This is a genomic window from uncultured Kordia sp. (assembly GCF_947496985.1).
GTDB lineage: Bacteria > Bacteroidota > Bacteroidia > Flavobacteriales > Flavobacteriaceae > Kordia.
Window position 1 is genome coordinate 216,123 of sequence record NZ_CANMEZ010000007.1, and the last position, 16,549, is coordinate 232,671.

Genomic DNA, 16,549 nt, shown 5'->3' on the forward strand with positions numbered 1-16,549 from the left:
AAAAGATATTTTAGATCTCACGATTTATCTTTAAATAACAATTTATGTTTCCAATTCGAAGAAATAGACGTTTACGTACCAATGCCGTTGTTCGTGGTTTGGTAAGAGAAAATATCATTACTGCCAACGATTTTTTAGTGCCACTTTTTGTGGTTGAAGGGAAAGGTGTAAAAGAAGAAATTCCTTCCATGCCAAATTACTACCGACATAGTTTGGATACGCTAGTTGCTGAAGTAAAATTGTTATGGAGTTTAGGATTGCGATCGGTATTACTATTTGTAAAAGTTCCTGACAACTTAAAAGATAACAAAGGAGCGGAAGCATTAAACCCTGACGGATTGATGCAACGCGCTATTAAAACCATCAAAAACACCTGTCCAGATATGATAATTATGACAGATGTTGCCTTAGATCCGTATTCTTCTTTTGGACATGATGGAATTGTACATGAAGGAAAAATTATCAATGATGATACTGTAGAAGTGTTAGCAGAAATGAGCGTTTCGCATGCAGAAGCTGGAGCCGATTTTGTAGCGCCAAGTGATATGATGGACGGACGCATTTTAAGCATCAGAGAAGCGTTGGAAGATGAAGGTTTTGTTGATGTTGGTATTATGAGTTATAGTGCAAAATATGCCTCTGCTTTTTATGGTCCTTTCCGCGACGCATTGGATTCCGCACCTGGTTTTGGAGATAAAAAAACCTATCAAATGGATCCTGCCAATCGTCATGAAGCCATGCGCGAAACCGAAATGGATATTGATGAAGGCGCTGACATTGTAATGGTAAAACCTGGAATGGCATATTTAGATATTGTCCGCGAAGTGAAAAATGAATTTGATGTCCCAGTTGCGGTATATCAAGTAAGTGGTGAGTATGCTATGTTGAAAGCTGCAGCTGAAAAAGGTTGGCTCAACCACGATCAGGTGATGATGGAATCTATTATGGCATTTAAACGCGCTGGTGCAGATATGATTGCAAGTTATTTTGCAAAAGATGTCATTAAATTATTATCGTAATAGCTGAACATGAAAGCTGCGATTTCAATATTTGTATTTATAATTTCTGCTGGAGCAGCTATCCTATTTTATATAAACGCTGAAGAACAGCAATATGCCGCTGTTATGGTAATTAAAGAGAAACCACAATTTATTTGTGGCACATATTATATATCTCCACTTTTAAATGAAAAAGCTAAAGCTGGAAAACAATTGTTTAATACCAATTGTGCCGCTTGCCATAAACTTGATAAGTATTCTACAGGTCCGCCTTTACGAAATATTAATGAGCGTTTTACAACTGAAGATATTATTAAATTTATACGAAATGATTTTTCAGGTACGATAAAATATACTGAAAAAAGCGATTATAAATGCACTTCATTTCCTAATTTATCCGATATAGACATTCAAACTATTTTACACTATACTAATTAACTTTTTATGCAAAAACATCTACTACTTATCATCATCTTCGTGAGTACATTCGCGAAAGCACAAGACACGCCAATTTCTGCTTTTTTAGAAAAATGGGAAAACTCTAAAAACTATTTGATAGAAATGGCAGAAGCCATGCCAGAAGATAAATACGATTTTAAACCAACGGATCGTCAGAAATCATTTAAGGAGCAATTATTACACATCAAAGGAAATATGGATTGGCTAAGTACAACCTATTTTTCAGAAGATAAAAAAGATGTTTCTAAGAAAACTTATACTACAAAAGCAGAAATCATTCTGGCATTAAAAGAAGCTTTTAACAATACGGCTAATATCATTAAAAATACTTCCGCAGACGAGTTAAAAAAAGTGGTTGAGTTTTTTGCAGGTCCAAAAACCAAACTACAAATCTTGAATTTATTACAAGATCATGTAACACATCATCGAGGACAAATCATTGTATATTTAAACCTTAATGAAGTAAAACCACCAAAATATAGAGGTTGGTAATTTATTTTAATTTGATATAAGAAAGTTAACTTACACACACTTATTATCGTCAACTAACACAATAATAATATGAAAGTAACTGCTAAACACAATGAACGCGTTGCAAAAATGACATTTGCTTCAGTATATCCACATTACGTAACGAAAGTAGAAAAAAATGGTAGAACAAAGGAAGAACTACATCAAGTAATAACTTGGTTGACAGGATTCAATGACAATAAAATACAAGATCTTATTGATGAAAAAGTGACTTTTGAAACCTTTTTTGAGAGAGCAGAGTTGCACCCAAACGCTCATTTGATAAAAGGCGTTATATGTGGTTATCGTATTGAAGAAATTGATAATACATTAACCAGACAAGCTAGATACCTCGATAAATTAATAGAAGAACTAGCCCGAGGTCGTAAAATGGAAAAGATTTTAAGAGAGGAGAAGAAATAAATTCATCTCAATGATAAAAAAGCTGTTTTGAAATTATACAATTTCAAAACAGCTTTCACTTTTAAAATCCTATGGCCACCAGTCTAAAACACAAGAAACTTGTGGACGAGAAATACATCTTTCTTCTTCAACTGGCTCTACCGGTTTGTAAGGTGGTCTTCCTCCTGTTGCTTCAGCAATTGTTGACTTTTTAATATTCAACTTGTCTAAACTTACATTCTTTTTTTTCATTTTAATAAAGTTTTGATTTAATTATGAAGCAAAATTATACGCCAAAACACTACAAAACAACCACATACACTGAGCCTTTATAAAAGAATAGGTGACTTTTTATAAAATATCACTGTAAGTTTTGTAACAAAAAGAAGAACAGTATATCGAATAAATAAGCCCAAAAGGCAGAAACTTTACGGATTCATACAGATATCTGAAAAATTGATTAAAATATTATCTAAATTCGCTATATACAATTTTCAAAGAACCATGACACTATTAATATTTTACGGAGTTATCTCTATTTTCTTTTCGTTTTTATGCTCAATTTTAGAAGCAGTTTTATTAAGCGTTACACCAACATTTGTAAACATTAAAAAGAAAGAAGGAAAACCTTTTGCCGATGCCTTAAAAGCCTTGAAGCAAGATGTTGATAAACCTTTAATTGCGATTCTTACGCTAAACACTATTGCACACACCGTTGGTGCAATTTTAGTAGGAACCGAAGCAAAAAAACTATATGGAGACGGCGATAGTTATGGTGTGTTTATTATTTCTGTTATCATGACTATTTTAATTTTAGTAGCTTCTGAAATTATTCCAAAAACAATTGGTGCTAAGTATTGGAAAGAATTAGCAAACTTTACCACAAAGACACTTGGGATTATGGTAATCTTCTTAAAATACACAGGAATTTTATGGATTTTACAGTTGTTTACGAAAATTATAGGTAGTAAAGGACATGGTGAAAGTGTATTGAGTCGTGAAGATTTTGGTGCGATGGCAGAAATTGCAACAGATAAAGGTGTATTTCAAGAATCTGAAAGTAAAGTCATTCGTAATCTTCTAGGTTTTAAAGACATTTTAGTGAAAGATGTGATGACACCACGATCTGTATTGAAGATTGATAGTTCTACTAAGACAATTCAAGAGTTTTTTGATGAAAACCCTGATTTAAAGTTTTCTCGAATCCCAATTCATGGAGAAAAAGCAGATGATATTATTGGATATATTTTAAAAGATAAGTTGATGGAAGCCATTATTCATGGAAAAGGTGATGAGCCTTTAGAATCTATCAAACGTGAATTGTTAGTTACAGATCGTAATTTGCCAATTCCTGAATTATTTGAAAAACTGATAGAACACCGTGAACATATTGCCTTAGTAGTTGATGAATATGGTTCCGTAAGTGGTTTGGTAAGTCAGGAAGACGTTATTGAAACCTTATTAGGCTTAGAAATTATGGACGAGAGTGACAATGTAGCAGATTTACAACAACTCGCTCGTAAAAGTTGGGAAAAACGCGCTAAGAAGCTTGGATTGATTGAAAAAAATAACCCAGAAGAATAAATCAACTGGGTATATTATCATTGGTATTTTTTAAATAAATTACCAACTACTAACAACTATTTTAATACTGATACGTAATAAACTTAATCTTCTTAGTAAATAGGAATTAAGTATTTGACTAAGTTCATGGTAACATTTTGGGCATTACAAATCTATAAAAAAAACGTATTTCACCCGTATTTTCACTCATTTTATCGATGAATTGTGGGTTTAGTTTCGATGAATACACATACAGCATACATAAAGACACCTTTAGGAATAACAAGACTTGTTGCCAGCGAAAATGGAATTACAGAAATTTCTGTACTTAATGATGTTTCTGACAGTTTTTTAACGGAAGTAATTCCTGAAACTCTTCAAGAATGTGCGCAACAATTACATGAATATTTTAACGGAACGCGTACCGAATTTCAATTACCATTTGCACCTAAAGGAACAACTTTTCAACAAAAAGTATGGAATGCTTTAAACGAAATTCCGTTTGGCAAAACTTGTTCATATCTAGAGTTGTCTAAAAAATTAGGTGATGTAAAAGCTATTAGAGCTGTTGCCGCTGCCAATGGAAAAAATCCGTTGTGGATTGTTACTCCTTGTCACAGAGTTATTGGAAGTGATGGTTCTTTAACAGGATATGCTGGTGGATTATGGCGAAAAAAATGGTTACTAGATCATGAAAACCCTGTTAAACAGCAATCTCTTTTTTAAAAAACTCCTTTTCCTTTTATAAAGAATCTTTTTTTGTTTTTCCGTTAAGATTACATCTCAAAACTCAATATTGAATTCCAAATTGGATAAAATTTCAAAGATAATGTTGTTAACAATATCGAGAAAAATGCATTGACTATAGCTGTCTTATGTGCAAATAATCCAAGTTATTATCCTTATGATAAAGGAAATCATACTTAAGATCAAACAAATTTTTATCTTTAAACTTCAAATAAAGATATATGTATCAAACGGCTACAAACTTCCTGAAAAAATTCATGCCTACTTCGGCAATTTTCAAATATGGATTCAATTTATCACCTATGTATCGTCGTACAACGGCACGTGTGATAAAGATTAGTAACGATTTAAAAGAAGTTAAGATTAAAGTTCCATTAAGCTATAAAAACAAAAATTATGTGGGTGCCATTTTTGGTGGAAGTATGTTTGCTGCAACTGATCCAATTTATATGATTCAGCTCATGCAAATTTTAGGTAAAGACTATGTTGTTTGGGACAAATCGGCAACAATTAACTACAAACGCCCGGCAAAAGAACATATATTTTGCGATTTTAAATTTACGGATGAAGAAATTGAAGTTATCAAAAAACGTGTGCAAAATGAACACGAAATTACGATTGAAAAGATAACTTATTTAAAAAATACAGAAAATACAATCTTTGCAGAAGTCATTAAAATCTTATATATTGCTGAGAAGCAATTTTATAAAGAAAAACTTAAAAAAAGAGCTTCGTCTTAACTTTATTTAGCTAATATTTACCCTCTTCAACGTACTAAAGTAAAGACTATGTTACATAAAATACATCTAGAACACATCCTGTTTTTAGATATTGAAACTGTTCCAGAACACGCTTCGCATGATCATTTAGATGCTGATGAAAAAGCACTTTGGGAGCAAAAGACTACATACCAACGCAAAGACGATTTTACGGCTGAAGAATTTTATGATAGAGCTGGAATTTGGGCAGAGTTTGGTAAAATTATCTGTATTTCTGTTGGATATTTTGCCAATAAAGGTGATATAAGAAATTTTAGAACGACTTCCTTTCATGGAGAAGAAACACAACTTTTACAAGAGTTTCGAACGCTTTTAGAAACACATTTCAACAGACCTCATCATTTATTGTGTGCACACAATGGAAAAGAATTTGATTTTCCTTATATCGCCAGAAGAATGATTATCAATGGAATGACTTTACCTTTTAAACTGAATCTTTTTGGTAAAAAACCTTGGGAAATTCCACATTTAGACACGCTTGAATTATGGAAATTTGGCGATTATAAGCATTATACTTCTTTAAAATTAATGACCAAAGTATTGGGCATTCCTTCACCTAAAGATGATATTGACGGAAGTCAGGTTAGAGATGTTTTTTATGAAGAAAATAATATCGATCGTATTATTGTGTATTGTGAAAAAGATGTCATCGCTGTCGCGCAGATTTTACTCAGACTTCGTAATGAAGAATTATTGAATGATGATGAAGTGTTGCATGTGTAAGTTTATAGGTTTTAGATTGCTTCGCTTTTGGGCTTACTAATATTAGTAAATTGAATAATAGGCTTTTTCCACAACACATTTATGTATAAAAAAAGCCTAATTATCTTCCTATTATTAAAACTGCTTTAAAAACGTAATTTTACTAATGAATTGTCTTGTTTGTTGCATAGGATCAAATACATCTGTTTGTATATCATTAAATACTAGATAGATAAATGATAGCGGCATATACTCCCAGCTTAATCGTAAGTTCCAACGCCCTTGTTCATCAAAACTATTGTATTGATAAAAGCTAGAAAATTGAACTCTAGGATTTAATGCAAGTCGTAAATTTGCAGTATACAAATCCGTGTCTAAGTTTTCTCCCTGAACACCAAGACTATTGATATTGTTATGCTCATAATTCGCCGTCAGCGATATATTAGGCAAAGGAGCATAACGCAAACTTGTTTTTAACGTATTTCTAGTACCATTATAAAAATCACCAAAATCATAGCTTATGGAGGCAGAAAGTTTTTTGGATTGATCGGTATTATAGCGTGTTAAAAATCGGGTGTATTTATAGTTAGCTTCTCCAATAGTTATTCCAAGTGGCGAAAAATTAAAATTGATATTTTGCCATGTTGGTGTTAAAGAAGTTTCAAGAAAACTATTGTCTTTAAACCACATAAAAATTGGAAATATATAGATATTTGCTTGTTGGAAACTGCCAAAATCTTTTAGGTCATGATAATAATTCACAAAAAATCCAGGATCCCAACGTCTGATAAATGGTAGCGACTTAGGTCTTAGAATAGCATAACCACCTGGACTGTGATACATAAGGTTTTTTTGAAATACAAATCCCATATCTGGCGTATACGCTTCACTGATAAAAGTATTTACATACCCCATATAATAATCGTTGGTACGTTTCCCAACAAAAACACGTCCTGAATAGCCCAATTCATTGATTTCACTATCAACAGAAGTTGATAAAAGATACGAAAGTGTTACTTCACTTTGCGGGCGAATCAAACCATCTATTGTAATCGTTGTATTGTTTGAGTTATCAATATTTGAAGCACTAAAACGATCGTCCAAACGCGCTGTAAGCATTACTCCAAAGTTATTTTCTTTTCCATAATTTTGTGTATATCTCGCTACGCCAAAAGTGCTTCCGCCAGATTCGTCTGTTTTTCGTTGTCGTACCGTCATTGTTGCAATGGTTCTGTTTTCATCACGATTGGTATATCTGGCTCCAAAATCCAATGGAGCTGGTTGCGCATTGAAACTATTATCTAAACCAATGGTACGACTAAAAAAGGGTTTTAGTTGAAAGTTGTCACTTCCTGCCCAAATGCCTGAATTTTCTAAGAAAAATTGACGTCGTTCTGGGAAAAAAATATTAAATCGTTCTAAGTTGTTTACAGCTCTATCTACATCTGCTTGGGCAAAATCAGTATTAATTGTTACATCTAATACCGTTTCCGGGTTGATTACCCATTTTACATCGCCACCAACTTTGGGTTCACTTAATTTATCTGTAATAGTATTTCCAGCTTTATTCTCATCATATTGATACAACGCATACGGTTCTGCTCTAATATTTGCTGATGGTGGTGGCACTTCAAGCCCTGTAAGCTTTGCTGCATATACCATTCTATTTTCGGAGAAAGATTGGGGAATGGCAGGAAAAACTGTTTTTTCAAAATCTTTACGCGCCAATCGATAAAAGGTAATTCCCCAAGACACTGGTTTTCCATTTACAGGCTTATCATAACGAATTGATTTAAAAGGAATCGCAAATTCTATAGAATATCCTTCAGCTGTTCTTTGGGTTCGTACATTCCATAAAGCATTCCAATTGGTATCGGTAATACGATCATTAAAACTCTGTAAATCTAGTTGATTTCCATAAGGAGTTGTTTGGAATGATACTGCATATTGCTTCGTGTTTTGTGCATCTATTTGCACACCAAATACATCATTTTCACTCGTATTAAAATCTCTTCTAAGATCTTGCATTCGTATTCCTTTTTTTCCTAAAGAATCTTTTGCAAATACTCCTATGTAGAGATTTTTGTCATCAAAAAGCACACGAACCTCTGTTGGGTTTTTTATTGTTTCTCCTTGTACAGGTTCAACTTTAAAAAAACTCGTGACAGGTATTGCTTCTTCCCATGCAGCCTCGTCCAAAGATCCATCTAACATGATTTTACTTGTAATCTTCGTTGCTTTAATTTCTATAGGAATTTCTGGTGGCGGAAAATTAGCATCATTTTCTTGCGCTTGTAAAAAGTTCCCAAATAGCCCTAAAAATAGTATGTAAATTAATTTTTTCATCACGCAACTATGTTTATTGACTCTTTGCTAGGCTTCAATACAAATACTAATAACATGATTATACAACTCATACTTAACAATCCTAAAACTCTAAGTAAATTACTTTCATCTTGATACACATATTCAAATGATGGAAGGTTTTTGTAATCACTTTTCTTAAACTCTTTATTTTTAAACAGGAATGGAAGAAAAAAGTTTCGCCACTCTTGTGCAAATGTTAAACTTTGATTTCGGAACGCTTGGTAATCTTTTTCAGATGTTCCTGCCAACGTATTTAGTCCATTCTGAGCCGTCAATGCAGGAGACAACCAACTAAATGTATGCGCCCATTGTTGCTGGTTTTTTATTTGTATTTCAAACTTTTCTACGACAGGGCGTAATTCTTCTTTCACAAGATTTTGTGTTGCCATGTATTTATGGTAAAAACTTGGTGCTTGTGTACTGTCATTCATAGCATATTCAGGATGATCTCTTAAATAACTATCTAAGATTTCATCTTGCTTTTTTGCAGCTTCTGCCTTTAGTGTTCGCATTTGATTGAGCATTATAGTACGAGAAGGCATCGGATATAGACTATTACTCAATTGATTCAAGATAGACGGTGATAATAATACAAAGAACACCCAAAAACCTATGAGTGCAACTGCATTTTTAGCAGAACTGTGAATCCAAATATTGGTAGCAAACGCCAATACAAACCAAAACAAGGCATATACAATGATATAACTGAGTAATACTACGAGTGAAGTCCAATTGGCTACAAAATCGAATGAAAAAATTGCAAATACGATAACAAGTGTAATTGTGATACATAAAATTAGCCAGAAAAAACGCAATCCTAGTTTTTGTAATACCCAAATTCTGATGCGAATCGGTTGAGATGCTAATAACTTTAATGTTCCACTTTCACGTTCGGAAGCCAACACATTAAAAGAAAAAGCAATAATGAGTAGTGGTAACAAATAGATAATTACAAATGCCAAGTCAAAGCTACCAAAAAGTAGTTGTACTGGGCTTGTCATTTCTGTATAACTCATAGATAGGTCATCGCCTGTAACCATTGGTTTTACATAATGTGCAAACAAATCTGATTGTCCTGTAGCAATAAAAGCCGTTGGTTTTGCAGGCATATTTACAACTCTAGGTAATAAATTCCCAATGACAATAGGCCTAGAAGGAATCAGCCATCTTGATTTATTGACTTTGTATCCTTTATCTATAGAATCAAGTACACTTATTGTTTCTGTTTCTTCTTCACTAAATTCTGAAAGTGCTGTATTGATATTAGTTTGACGCGCTTCCACCTTTTGAATACCATTGTATACTGCAAATCCAAAAAGTAAAAATAGTAGAATACTTAGTAATTGAATCCAACGATTTCGGATTAACAATAACCATTCATATTTAAAATTATATCGTAACATTTTAAAGTGATTTAGTGGTGAAAAATAACACGGTAAATGAACCAACAAACCAAATAAGCATTATAAAAACACCCGACATATTGGTTTGAATTGTTTTTGATAAAGAAGGCGGCTCATAGTTGAATTTTGGTAATTTCCTCCAAAAATCAGCATCCGCTTTAAAGCCCCATTCTCCATATTTTGATTCTTTTGCGAAATGATCATTAAGGAATTTTTGACTTTCAATTCGATAATTCTCAGCTGCATCTGAAAAATCCCAATGTGTATTGTAATCAGTTTTTGCAATTGCCATGCTCAAAAATCGTGTAGGCAAGTAAGGAGAAATAGCCGCCAGTTTTTGATAAATACCATTTTGATTGGAGTATTGTGTTTTTAAATAGTTATAATGTTTAAAGTAAATTTCTGCTTCATGCTCTTCTCCTTTTTGCATTCTATAACCATCATAATTGAACGGTAACTGACTCAAACTGTCAACACCATATTCTTTTAAGGTCTTTTTTTCTAGTTCTTTTGCTGCTTTGTTCCATGGATTGTGCCCATCTAACCCAAGTTTTTTATCTTTAGAGATGTTTGCACTAAATTCTTGTCTCGTAGGATATGGATACTTATACTCTGCCAAATTGCTTGCCATTTTAGGTAAGACTAAACAAACTAAAATCCAAACGCTTAAAGACAATACCAAAGCAATGCCCGATTTTTTTACCGTTGCAGAAATGATCAACACTAGGTTGATAAAAATTGCATAGTAAATCATATACGTAGCAAAAAGTGTGATTAAAGATGACCAACTAAAAACTCCAAAATCAGGTAAATTAGATAGTAACAAACCTGCTAATAGAAATAGCATAAATGAAATAATAAATACGGGCGAAAAAATCGCAAGCCATTTTCCAAAAACTATTTTCCAGCCAATTGCTCCTTGACTTTTTAAAAGCCTGAGCGTACCTCTTTCTCTTTCTTTTGTAATACTATTATAAGCAACCAAAATCAGTAATAAAGGAATGATAAATAGCAAAATAAAATCGGGGGTTAAGTCTCCAAAACGAGCCAAACCGGTTTGATCAGAAGCTGCAATAAATTGTGCTTCATTTCTTCTATGCGCTTCTAAAAATATAGAAGTCCCTGTATACTTATCTACACCTTGATCTATTAACGATAAAGGATATTTTGGTTTAAAAGCATAGGTTCCATAATGTGCTGCAGAGTGTGGATTTTTTTCACCTTGATTATCCCAAACTTCACGTTCATTAGCATTTGCTTCTACATATTGTTCATTAACACTTTTGTAATGATTTGTACTAATAAATATGGCAACTGCAGTTAAAAATAGTACTATAATAAAGGCTATTCTAACACGTCCATCTCGCCATAGTTCTTTGGTTTCTTTTTTAAATGTATGTATAATCATAACTACAGGGAATTATATGACATTGTTTCAAGATAACTATCTTCCAACTCTTTCAATGAAAGTTCGTCAACGGCCCATTGTTGCTTTAACTGTCCGTCTTTCATAACTCCAATTGTTGTGGCTACTTCTTTTGCACGAAAAAGATCATGTGTTGCCATTAAAGTAGCCACTTCTTTTTGTCTTAGTTTTTGTAGCAATTGTCCAAATTCATTACTTGCCTTTGGGTCCAAGCCAGAAGTTGGCTCATCTAACAATAATACTTTTGCATCTTTGGCTAAAGCAATAGCAATTCCTACTTTTTGCCGCATTCCTTTTGAGTATTTAGAAACTGATTTATGAAATGCTGATGTTTGCAGTCCAGCGTCTACCAAAAAAGTTTCTAATTCTTCTTTGTTAAATTTTTTATTGGCTATTCCAGAGAAATAATCAAGGTTTTCTACTGCTGTCAAACTTGGGTATAGCATCAAATTTTCTGGAATATATGCTAAGTGATTTTTTGTTAATTTAGGTTGTTCAACCACACTAACATCATTTATATAAGCACTACCCGAAGTAGGTTTTATAAATCCTAAAAGTAGATTGATTGTGGTTGTTTTCCCTGCGCCATTAGCTCCTAAAAGACAATAAATCTCTCCTTTTTTCACTGTTAAACTAAGTGCGTCTAAAGCCGTTAGGTCTCCATACGTTTTGGTAAGGTTATCTATTTGTACCATAAATTTTGATATTGAATAATTACATGAATCGCAGAACTTTACAAGGCGATTCAATGTTTTTTTGATTAATGTTTTAAGAATGAACTCGTTTAAAATAAGTTCAACATATTGGATAGAAAGTTCCAAAAAGCATTGGATACTAAGCATATAGGTGTCTTCACAACAAAAATTGCTATAACACTATACATTTATTTATTAATTGATTGTAAGAACTCTATCCTGTAATTTATACAAGTGATGGAGGTGGTTTATTGAAGAATTGATAAGAGTGATAAACCTTAATTATAGGATTTTTATATAATAATATAATTGGCTTATGCGTCGACTCTACAAAAAATGCAGTCTTTTCATAAGCGTTTGTATTGTGATCAAAAGAGTATGTCTTATTTGAATCAATAATTAAAATACAGTGATCACAATCAGCAATATCATCATGAGAAAACGCATGAGAAACCGAATGTGCAACTCCCATCTTTATCAAAACAAAGATGATGAGCAACAAGAAACTCTGTATTTTAAGTATGTTCGATTTTTTAATCACAACTCAAAACTAAGTAAAATATTGATACAAAAGTGTTAATGATTTGTACTACTTCAAAAAAGCACTTGTAGTATTCTATACTAAAAAAGCCCAAACACATTACATGTTTGAGCTTTTAAGCACTCTATTTACTAGTTATTTATGATAGGTGGTTATTGCTTAACGAATTTCTTCACAATAGCTTTTTGTCCATCTGTAACTTCTAATACATACATACCAGCTCTCATGTCATTCACATTGATTGTTCCATTTGTTAATGAACCAACTTTTACAGTTTGACCTAACATGTTTTTGATAGTGTACGAAGTTGATCTTGCATCAGCAACACGAACTGTTAACTCACTTCCTTTTACTGGGTTTGGATACATTGTAAAGTCAAATGTAGCTCCTTCGTTTCCTAAAACATCTCCAGAAATTGGATCGTTATATGTTGTATAATTTGCAGTTGCATTTGTAATATTTACTGTATAATCTTCTACTTCTCCATCAGCAAAATTTTCACAAGCTGTTTGTGCGCTATTATATTTCATAGAAACACGCATTCTTGTTGTACCTGTGTTTGCAGATGTTGGAATTGTAACATCAGCTGTTAAGTTATTGGCACTTGAAGAAGACCCTGTAACAACTTGTTCACTATTTTCAAAAGTTCCATTTTGGTTGAAATCAATCCAAACAGCCCAGTGCTCTGTATAAGAAGAATTACTAAACCCTGCACTAAATACAATTTGATTTGTACTTCCTCTACTAACTGTTGCAGTTTGTGATGTAAAGTCTCCATATCCACCGTTAGCTCCTGTAGAATTTGTCATTCCTCCAAAAGAAACATAATCAATCCATTCAAATGTTACTCTATTTCCACTTGAAGCACAGTATGTTACCACATTGCTTAGCGTTGTAAAACTAACTGAATTACTAGAAGAAGATACATTTCCTGCTGCATCTTTTGCAGTTACGCTATATGTGTAAGAAGTATTGGCAGTTAATCCTGTAATATTTGCAGAAGTTCCTGTTACAGTTCCAATACTAGTAGCCCCGCTAAACACTTCATATTCTGTAACACCTACATTATCATTAGAAGCGTTCCAGCTTAATGTTGCTGTTGTTTGTGTAATATTAGAAGCAGCTAAACTTGTTGGTGCACTTGGTGCTTGTGTATCAGATCCTGCTGTTACTGCTGTTACTGACAAATCATCCACAGCAATATCACTAGACCATCCATTTCCTGTAACTCCAACAATCCTTAATTTTACTTTTTCTCCTAAATAAGAATTTAAATCAACAGATACTGAATTCCATTGGTTTCCTTGGTTTCCTGAATCTGTCCATAAACTTGTCCATGTGGTTCCATCTATAGATCCTTGAACTGTTAATGAACCTACATTGTTACCATACATATGATTCTCAAAGCTAAATGTAGCTGAAGATTTTCCAGCAAGATCAAAACAATCACTTTCTAATATAGCGGTTGCATTGTTCCCTATTTGTCCTGTACTTCCGTTTGTAGAAGCTTCTAAGAATAAGTAGTTAGATCCTTCAGAAGCTGAACTTGGTCCTGTGTTAGAAGATGGTGTGCTTCCACTTCTTCTTACCCAGTTACCGTCATCTCCAGTAATTTGTGTCCAACCATCGTTTGCTTCAAATCCTTCACTGTAAGGGAATGAACTTACTGTAGTTGAACAAATAGAAGGTAAATCTGATGTTGTAAAAGTTACAGAAGCGCTATACGAAGAGTTTCCACTAGCACACTTGCTTCTTACTTGTACTTGATACGATGTAGAAGCTGACAAACCACTTAAAGTAGTTGTAGTTGCAGTTACTGCATTTGTTGTCCAAGAAGAAGTTCCTGTTACTCTGTAACGTACATCATATGTTGCTCCAGCTACTGTATCCCAACTTACGTCTGCTCCAGAAGAAGTTACGCTTGCGGTTGAAACTCCTGTTGGTGTAGTTGCATTACAAACTGCTGGCGTTCCTGTTAATCCTGTTACAATTAATGAGAAGTTTTGACTTCCACCAACTAAAGAACCTTTGTTCGTTACTGTAATTGTATAGGTTCCTGAAGCTCCAGAAATATCAACTCTTTCATATGGATCAACGTTATTGTCTCTTTTCGTATTTGTTGTTGCTCCTGTTAATTCGTAAGGGAAATATGTTGTTCCTCCTTTAGTAACTCTAATATCTAGATCATTTACTAGTACTGGTGTTGTAGAGTTTACTGTTGTTGTAGCAGTTCCAGCTCTATCTGTCCAAGAAATTGAAGCTAATAATGGATTTGTTCCATCAGAATCAACTGTAATTGAATATGTTTGTCCAGAGTTTAATGTTAATTCCTCTACTTTAGATTCATTACCATTTTCAGTAATTACTTCGGCTGCACGTTTTGCATTCATTAATCCCCAACCAAAAACAGCATCAGGTCCAGAAGCTCCTGCATCATCAGCAGTATGTAAAGCAATACCTTTTATAGTAGCTGCTCTTGCAAAAGAACTGTTTGTATTGTTATAATGTTGTTGTAATAATAATATAGAACCTGCTACATTAGGCGAAGCCATTGAAGTCCCTGTAATAGAATTATAGGCTGTGTTACTATTGTGATATGTAGAATATACATTAGTACCATTACCTGTAATATCTGGTTTGATACGGAAATCATCTGTTGGGCCTTCACTACTAGAGCTATTGATACTTACAGAAACTAAATTTCCGTTTGCATCAATATTTGCATCTTGCGCATTGGCAACTACTAAATTATTTTTAGCTGTTGAATGCCCTGTTAGTTTATCAAATCCTGAACCTCCGGTTGGGTTTGTATTTGCTGTGTTATCATTTCCATCATTTCCAGCAGCAACTACCATTAGATAGTTTGGTGCATTAAATAATATCTCATCCCAATCTCTTGATTCGTCAATATATCCACCGAAGAAGTATTGTGGCAATTGCACTTGTCCTGTATTTGGGTTTCTAGCAGCAAATCCGTACGAGTGGTTTGACACTAGCATTCCATTAGAAGCTGCTGTTGTAGCTTCTGCTTTATCACTATTCCAATCGTGTCCTACAGCATCTGCATGTGGCGCCATTCCTTTGGCATCTGCAACAACTCCAGAAGCCATAATAGTTCCTGTAACGTGTGCAGCGTGGAAATTTAATGAAGAACTTCCATCACCGACAGAATATCTATTTGTTCCTCCTGCTCCATCATATTCTTGGTGTGATGCTCTTGCGATTCCTCCATCCCAAACATATGCGGTCATATTTTGTCCCATAAGGTTCAGTCCTAATCCTCCGCCTGAATTTAAGAAGTTTGTACGTGTAGAACGTGCTGCATCAACATTGAATGTTGTGTAATATACTGGAGTTCCGTCAGCAGTTACTTTTTGAAGCTCAACTAATGTCCCATCAGCTAAGGTTTTTCTAACTTCCCATCCATTTTGTTGTGCCATTCGAATCGCTTTTTGCTTTTCTTGCACTTGCGTAGCTGTAAATTTGTTTTGTAATGTTCCAAGCTTTTGCACATCATATTGACTTACAATTTTTTGCTTTTGAGCAGTTGTTTGTGCAAATGAAGTTTGGGCAAAGAACATTCCTAGGGCAAATAGCCCTAATTTGAAGTACTTGTTTTTCATTTTTTTTGGTTATTTGGTTAATTTTAAAAACAGATTGTAAAAACAAAAGAAGAGTCAAGATGAAATCAAAAGGTGAAGAAGATTGTCAATTTTCGTTCATGATAAGCATCAAGGGTGTATACTCAATAGCTCTTTATTTTTTCACTAATCCGCGGCAAAAATGTTAAAATTTTATGAATTTTCAGTTAAATAGCAGTTTTTTTCGATGAATTACATATTTTTTTAAGAAATACTCGTATATCATGAATTATAATTAATAAGCTAAATCTCTGATTTTAAGATATATCCTATAAAACCACTAGAGTATATATATTAAGTGATTTTTTTGACTAAA

General features: G+C 33.5%; 14 protein-coding genes. 8 read left to right on the forward strand and 6 right to left on the reverse strand.

Translation table 11 applies throughout. The features are described 5' to 3' along the window. The first annotated feature begins 44 nt into the window (after nucleotides 1-44). The 4 genes from hemB (at nucleotide 45) to Q0828_RS17795 (ending at nucleotide 2,390) form a co-directional block, all read left to right on the forward strand. On the forward strand, nucleotides 45-1,019 hold the full coding sequence (gene hemB, locus Q0828_RS17780) for a porphobilinogen synthase (RefSeq protein ID WP_298424252.1): 975 nt from the start codon (nucleotides 45-47) through the stop codon (nucleotides 1,017-1,019). A 9-nt stretch (nucleotides 1,020-1,028) separates the two neighbouring features. Further along, nucleotides 1,029-1,436, forward strand: coding sequence for a cytochrome c (locus Q0828_RS17785; RefSeq protein WP_298424255.1), 408 nt, complete (start codon nucleotides 1,029-1,031; stop codon nucleotides 1,434-1,436). Nucleotides 1,437-1,442: 6 nt separating this feature from the next. After that, the gene (locus tag Q0828_RS17790; RefSeq protein WP_298424258.1) at nucleotides 1,443-1,949 is read left to right on the forward strand and encodes a DinB family protein; all 507 of its coding nucleotides are present in this window, start codon (nucleotides 1,443-1,445) and stop codon (nucleotides 1,947-1,949) included. 69 nt (nucleotides 1,950-2,018) lie between these two features. Next, complete coding sequence (locus Q0828_RS17795; protein WP_298424261.1) at nucleotides 2,019-2,390, forward strand: DUF2200 domain-containing protein; 372 nt, start codon at nucleotides 2,019-2,021, stop codon at nucleotides 2,388-2,390. A 69-nt stretch (nucleotides 2,391-2,459) separates the two neighbouring features. Here Q0828_RS17795 and Q0828_RS17800 read toward each other — a convergent pair whose 3' ends face one another. Continuing rightward, on the reverse strand, nucleotides 2,460-2,621 hold the full coding sequence (locus tag Q0828_RS17800; RefSeq protein ID WP_298424264.1) for a hypothetical protein: 162 nt from the start codon (nucleotides 2,619-2,621) through the stop codon (nucleotides 2,460-2,462). A 252-nt stretch (nucleotides 2,622-2,873) separates the two neighbouring features. On the opposite strand from Q0828_RS17800, the gene Q0828_RS17805 reads away from it, so the two are divergent. The 4 genes from Q0828_RS17805 to Q0828_RS17820 all read left to right on the forward strand — a co-directional run bounded on the left by Q0828_RS17805 (nucleotide 2,874) and on the right by Q0828_RS17820 (nucleotide 6,181). After that, nucleotides 2,874-3,953, forward strand: a complete 1,080-nt coding sequence (locus tag Q0828_RS17805) for a hemolysin family protein (protein ID WP_298424267.1) — start codon at nucleotides 2,874-2,876, stop codon at nucleotides 3,951-3,953. A 219-nt stretch (nucleotides 3,954-4,172) separates the two neighbouring features. Then, nucleotides 4,173-4,658: a methylated-DNA--[protein]-cysteine S-methyltransferase gene (locus Q0828_RS17810; RefSeq protein WP_298424269.1), complete on the forward strand. Its 486-nt coding sequence runs from the start codon at nucleotides 4,173-4,175 to the stop codon at nucleotides 4,656-4,658. A 242-nt stretch (nucleotides 4,659-4,900) separates the two neighbouring features. Next, entirely contained in the window at nucleotides 4,901-5,419 is a 519-nt protein-coding gene (locus Q0828_RS17815) for a DUF4442 domain-containing protein (protein ID WP_298424272.1), read from the forward strand. 48 nt (nucleotides 5,420-5,467) lie between these two features. Further along, nucleotides 5,468-6,181, forward strand: coding sequence for a 3'-5' exonuclease (locus Q0828_RS17820; RefSeq protein WP_298424274.1), 714 nt, complete (start codon nucleotides 5,468-5,470; stop codon nucleotides 6,179-6,181). 114 nt (nucleotides 6,182-6,295) lie between these two features. On the opposite strand, the gene Q0828_RS17825 is transcribed toward Q0828_RS17820, so the two are convergent. The 5 genes from Q0828_RS17825 to Q0828_RS17845 all read right to left on the reverse strand — a co-directional run bounded on the left by Q0828_RS17825 (nucleotide 6,296) and on the right by Q0828_RS17845 (nucleotide 16,215). Then, the gene (locus Q0828_RS17825) at nucleotides 6,296-8,506 is read right to left on the reverse strand and encodes a DUF5916 domain-containing protein (RefSeq protein WP_298424277.1); all 2,211 of its coding nucleotides are present in this window, start codon (nucleotides 8,504-8,506) and stop codon (nucleotides 6,296-6,298) included. After that, nucleotides 8,506-9,930, reverse strand: a complete 1,425-nt coding sequence (locus tag Q0828_RS17830; protein ID WP_298424280.1) for a DUF3526 domain-containing protein — start codon at nucleotides 9,928-9,930, stop codon at nucleotides 8,506-8,508. Before Q0828_RS17830 ends, Q0828_RS17825 begins: the two co-directional genes overlap by 1 nt. Nucleotide 9,931: 1 nt before the next feature. Then, complete coding sequence (locus Q0828_RS17835) at nucleotides 9,932-11,338, reverse strand: DUF3526 domain-containing protein (protein WP_298424282.1); 1,407 nt, start codon at nucleotides 11,336-11,338, stop codon at nucleotides 9,932-9,934. Nucleotides 11,339-11,340: 2 nt separating this feature from the next. Continuing rightward, on the reverse strand, nucleotides 11,341-12,051 hold the full coding sequence (locus Q0828_RS17840; protein WP_298424283.1) for an ABC transporter ATP-binding protein: 711 nt from the start codon (nucleotides 12,049-12,051) through the stop codon (nucleotides 11,341-11,343). Nucleotides 12,052-12,744: 693 nt separating this feature from the next. Further along, nucleotides 12,745-16,215 carry a GEVED domain-containing protein gene (locus Q0828_RS17845; protein ID WP_298424285.1) on the reverse strand — a complete coding sequence of 1,157 codons (3,471 nt, stop codon included), beginning with the start codon at nucleotides 16,213-16,215 and terminating at the stop codon, nucleotides 12,745-12,747. Nucleotides 16,216-16,549 lie beyond the last annotated feature (334 nt).